Below are 3,658 nucleotides of genomic sequence, written 5' to 3'. Positions count from 1 at the left end.
GGTCTTGGGGGAGCTGGTCGCGGGGGAGGTGGTCATGGGCGGGGCGCCTTCCGGACGGAGCACGGGCACGGGTCGTGCTGGTGGTCGCCATGGTCGGACCGGCGGCGGGCGGTCGCCCAGGGTCCTTGCGGAAACCGCAAAACGGCGGACGGGGCAGAATCGCCCCCATGGACGCCGATTCCGCCGATTCCCCCGGATCCACCGGCCCCGCCGGGCCCGACCGCCCGGTCGAGGCGGACACCACGCCCGTCGCGACCGACGACGTCCAGGGGATCGTCGACGCCATCGGGCCCCGGCTGCGCGCGCTGCGGCTCGGCCGGGGCCTCACCCTGGACGCGCTGGCCGCGATCACCGGGATCTCGGTGAGCACCCTCTCCCGGCTGGAGTCCGGCCACCGCCGCCCCACCCTCGACCTGCTCATTCCGCTCGCCCGTGCCCACCGGGTCGCCCTGGACCACCTGATCGCCGCCCCCGCCACCGGCGACCCCCGCCTCCATCTCCGGCCCCGCCACCGGGACCCGGGCAGCGTCCTCGTCCCGCTCACCCAGTACCCGGGCCGGGTGCAGGTCTTCAAACAGGTCCTGGCCCCGCGCGAGCCCAGGCTCGTCAGCCACGTCGGCTACGAGTGGCTCTACGTCCTCGCGGGCGAACTCCGCCTCCTCGTCGGCGACCGCGACCTCACCCTCCACCCGGGCGAGGCCGCCGAGTTCGACACCGCCGAACCCCACTGGTTCGGCCCCGCGGGGACCGAGGCGGTCGAGATCCTCCACCTCTTCGGCCCCCACGGCGATCAGGCCGTGCTCCGCACCGGCGCGGCCTCGGGGTAGCGGGCGGGACGGGCTTCGCGTGGGAAGTCGGCCGACCCGACTTCCCATGCGGTGCGGCGCCTCAGTGCGCGAACTGCTGGGTGGGGCGGTGGCCGAGGGCGAGGGAGACGGCTTCGAGGGCGCTGGTGAAGGAGACCTCGCTCAGCACGCCCGGTGCGGCGACCTGGTCGCCGACCAGGTGGACGCCGTTGCCCCGGTCGACGGCGGGACGGTCGCGCCAGGTGGTTCCGGGGCGGTCCACGGCGCCGGTGCGGCCGGTGGCCACGGCGGTGCGGCGCCACTGCACACGGTCGGACCAGCCCCGGAACCCCAGGTCCAGCAGGTGCTCGGCCCGGGCCAGGCCGGACTCCCTCGACTCGTCCGGGGCGAGCGGCAGCTGAGCCTGGACCAGCTGTTCGCCGGTCGGTGCCAGCCCGGCGTCCTGGGTGGTGAACCGCTCCACCCAGCCGGTGCCGTCGAGGTCCGAGACGAAGAAGGCGTCGCCGCGCCGCGACCGCAGCGCCACGTCCAGCAGCAGCGTCCGGCCGCTCTCGCCCTCCAGGCCCGGGTCGCCGAGCAGGCGGCGCGCCGCCTCCAGGGAGGTCGCGACGATCACCGGGTCGCCGGTCGTCGGCAGTGCCTCCAGCCGCGAACCCGTCTCGATCCGCACGCCCAGCTCCTGCGCCCGGGCCGCCATCCGGTCGATCACCGACTGCCAGCCGCCCACCGGGTAGACGGCCTCCGGGGGCAGGCTCGCGGCCCGGTGCAGCCGCTCCTGGGTGAACGCCGCCGACAGCAGGCCGGGCGCGTGGTGGAAGGTCGCGACGGCGGCGAAGTTGGCGGCCGCCCGCGCGGTCCGCTCGTCCGCCACCTCGGTCGCCCAGCCCAGGAAGGTCCGGCCGACGGGCGCGTCCCGGCGGGCCGCGAGCCGGGACACCGCGAGCGGGGGCAGCGCGCGCAACCGGCCGTCGAGCAGGTAGCGCATGCGCGGCATCGCGGTCAGCGGGACCCGCGCGAGCGGTCCGACCAGCCCGCGCTGCCGCAGCCACGCCCAGTGCGGGCCGCGCCGGTAGAAGGCGTGCGGGCCCTCGTTGGTCCGGTACGGCGCCGGGGCGGTGCGGGCGCGGCCGCCCAGCGTCCGGTGCGCCTCGTGCAAGGTCACCTCGACGCCGGCCTCCGCCGCCGAGATGGCCGCCGTCAGACCGCCGAAGCCCCCGCCGATGATGGTGATCCGTCGTGCCATGTCCCCGTCCTCCGTGCTCGTTCGCGTCCGACCGTCCGGGCTGTCGGGCCCCTGGCCGGTGTTGTCGCGAGGGAGACGACGTGGCGCCCCCGGATGTGACGGTCCGCCGACGATCGGTGCCGCCGATCGTACGGTGACCTTGATCACAGGGCTTCGACCGGTGGGACGATCGGGCTCGCACGGGTGTTCACCAGGACGTTCAACAGGTTGTTGCCGTCGCGCCATCCGGCGGCCACGGGGCGACACTCCGCGCTGCCTACCGTGCCGGGCCATGACCATCTCCCGCACCCGGCTGACCGCGGCCGTGGCGCTCACCGGCGCCCTCGTCCTCGGCACCCCCGCGCTGGCCGTCGCCGCCCCGGCCGCCGGTTCCGCCTCCGCCGACAGCTCGGCCGCCGCCCCGGCCGTCGCCCGGCACGCGATCCCCTTCACCTCGGCCACCGCCACCCAGCAGGCCGACGGCAGCTTCACCCTCGCCTGGACCGCTCCCGGCGCCCGCAACGTCACCGTCTACGCCGGCACCGACCCGGACGACATCCGCCACCGCAAGGCCGTCGCCAAGGGCGCCGGCTCCGCCACCGTCACGGTGACCGGCCTGGCCGCCGCCGACCGCTGGTTCTTCGAGCTGGTCCCGGACCGGGGCGCGCCGCTGGTCGTCGCCGACCGCTCGCTGCACCTCGCCTCCGCGCCGAACTTCCGTGACGCCGGCGGCTACCGCACCGCCGACGGCCAGTGGGTGCGGACGGGCGTCGTCTACCGCTCCGGCGACCTCTCCAGGCTGACCGACCAGGACCTCGCCAAGCTCCGCCGCCTCGGCATCCGCACCGTCTTCGACCTGCGCACCCCCGGGGAGCAGATGACCGCCCCCGACCGCGTCCCGGCCGGTGCCACCGTCGTGAACGCCAATGTGCTGGGCGTCGCCGACACCGGCGCGTTCAACGTCACCAGCCCGCAGGCCGCCGTCCAGGCCATGGTCGACGCCGAGCGCACCATGGTCTCCGCCGACAGCGCCCGCACCGCCTACCACTCGGTGCTCAACGCCCTGGTCGAGCGGAACGACGAGAACGTCCTCTTCCACTGCACCGCCGGCAAGGACCGCACCGGCTGGGCCTCCGCGGCCCTGCTCACCGCGCTCGGCGTGCCGCGCGAGACCGTCGAGGCCGACTACCTCGCCAGCAACACCTACCGCGCCGCCGAGATCGCGGCCACCCTCGCCCAGCTGCCGCCGGCCTACCAGGCGATCTACAAGCCGCTGCTGGACGTCCGGTCCGAGTACCTGGCCGCCGGGTTCGACGAGGTGCAGCGGAAGTTCGGCTCCTTCGACGCCTACCTGAAGTCCGGTCTCGGCCTGGACAAGCGGGACCTGCGCGACCTGCGCAGCCAGCTGCTCGTCGGCTGACCGCGCGCGCCCGGCGTCCCGCCGGGGTGGGCACCCGGGAGCACCGGGCCGCCCGCCCCGGGCGGGACACCGCGTTGCCGGAACCGGGACGCCCTGGTTCGATCGTCCGTATGGACCAGGAATCCGACGCCGCCCCCGACCCCGGCGCTGCCCCCGACCCCGCCGGCGCTGCCGCCGCCTCGGCCCCCGCCATCGCCGCCACCCTGCGCC

3 protein-coding genes are annotated in these 3,658 nt (G+C 75.9%); 2 read left to right on the top strand and 1 reads right to left on the bottom strand.

The genetic code is table 11. The features are described 5' to 3' along the window. The first annotated feature begins 167 nt into the window (after window positions 1–167). Window positions 168–827: a helix-turn-helix domain-containing protein gene (locus tag ADK60_RS20300; RefSeq protein WP_079008551.1), complete on the top strand. Its 660-nt coding sequence runs from the start codon at window positions 168–170 to the stop codon at window positions 825–827. Between the two features lie 61 nt (window positions 828–888). Here the strand turns inward: ADK60_RS20300 and ADK60_RS20295 are convergent, their stop codons facing one another. Continuing rightward, the gene (locus ADK60_RS20295; RefSeq protein WP_053647871.1) at window positions 889–2,049 is read right to left on the bottom strand and encodes an FAD-dependent oxidoreductase; all 1,161 of its coding nucleotides are present in this window, start codon (window positions 2,047–2,049) and stop codon (window positions 889–891) included. 271 nt (window positions 2,050–2,320) lie between these two features. Here ADK60_RS20295 and ADK60_RS20290 point away from each other — a divergent pair, with 271 nt between their 5' ends. Then, the gene (locus ADK60_RS20290) at window positions 2,321–3,448 is read left to right on the top strand and encodes a tyrosine-protein phosphatase (RefSeq protein WP_053647869.1); all 1,128 of its coding nucleotides are present in this window, start codon (window positions 2,321–2,323) and stop codon (window positions 3,446–3,448) included. The last annotated feature ends 210 nt before the right edge of the window (window positions 3,449–3,658 follow it).

The organism is Streptomyces sp. XY431 (assembly GCF_001279805.1).
Lineage (GTDB): Bacteria > Actinomycetota > Actinomycetes > Streptomycetales > Streptomycetaceae > Kitasatospora > Kitasatospora purpeofusca.
Note: the sequence above shows the minus strand (reverse complement) of the source record. Positions and strands in the feature narration are given on the sequence as shown.

What these genes read in the sequence shown, in the direction of transcription:
- ADK60_RS20290 (WP_053647869.1), top strand. Translation starts at nt 2,321, where the DNA reads ATGACCATCTCCCGCACCCGGCTGACCGCGGCCGTGGCGCTCACCGGC.
- ADK60_RS20300 (WP_079008551.1), top strand. Translation starts at nt 168, where the DNA reads ATGGACGCCGATTCCGCCGATTCCCCCGGATCCACCGGCCCCGCCGGG.
- ADK60_RS20295 (WP_053647871.1), bottom strand. Translation starts at nt 2,049, where the DNA reads ATGGCACGACGGATCACCATCATCGGCGGGGGCTTCGGCGGTCTGACG.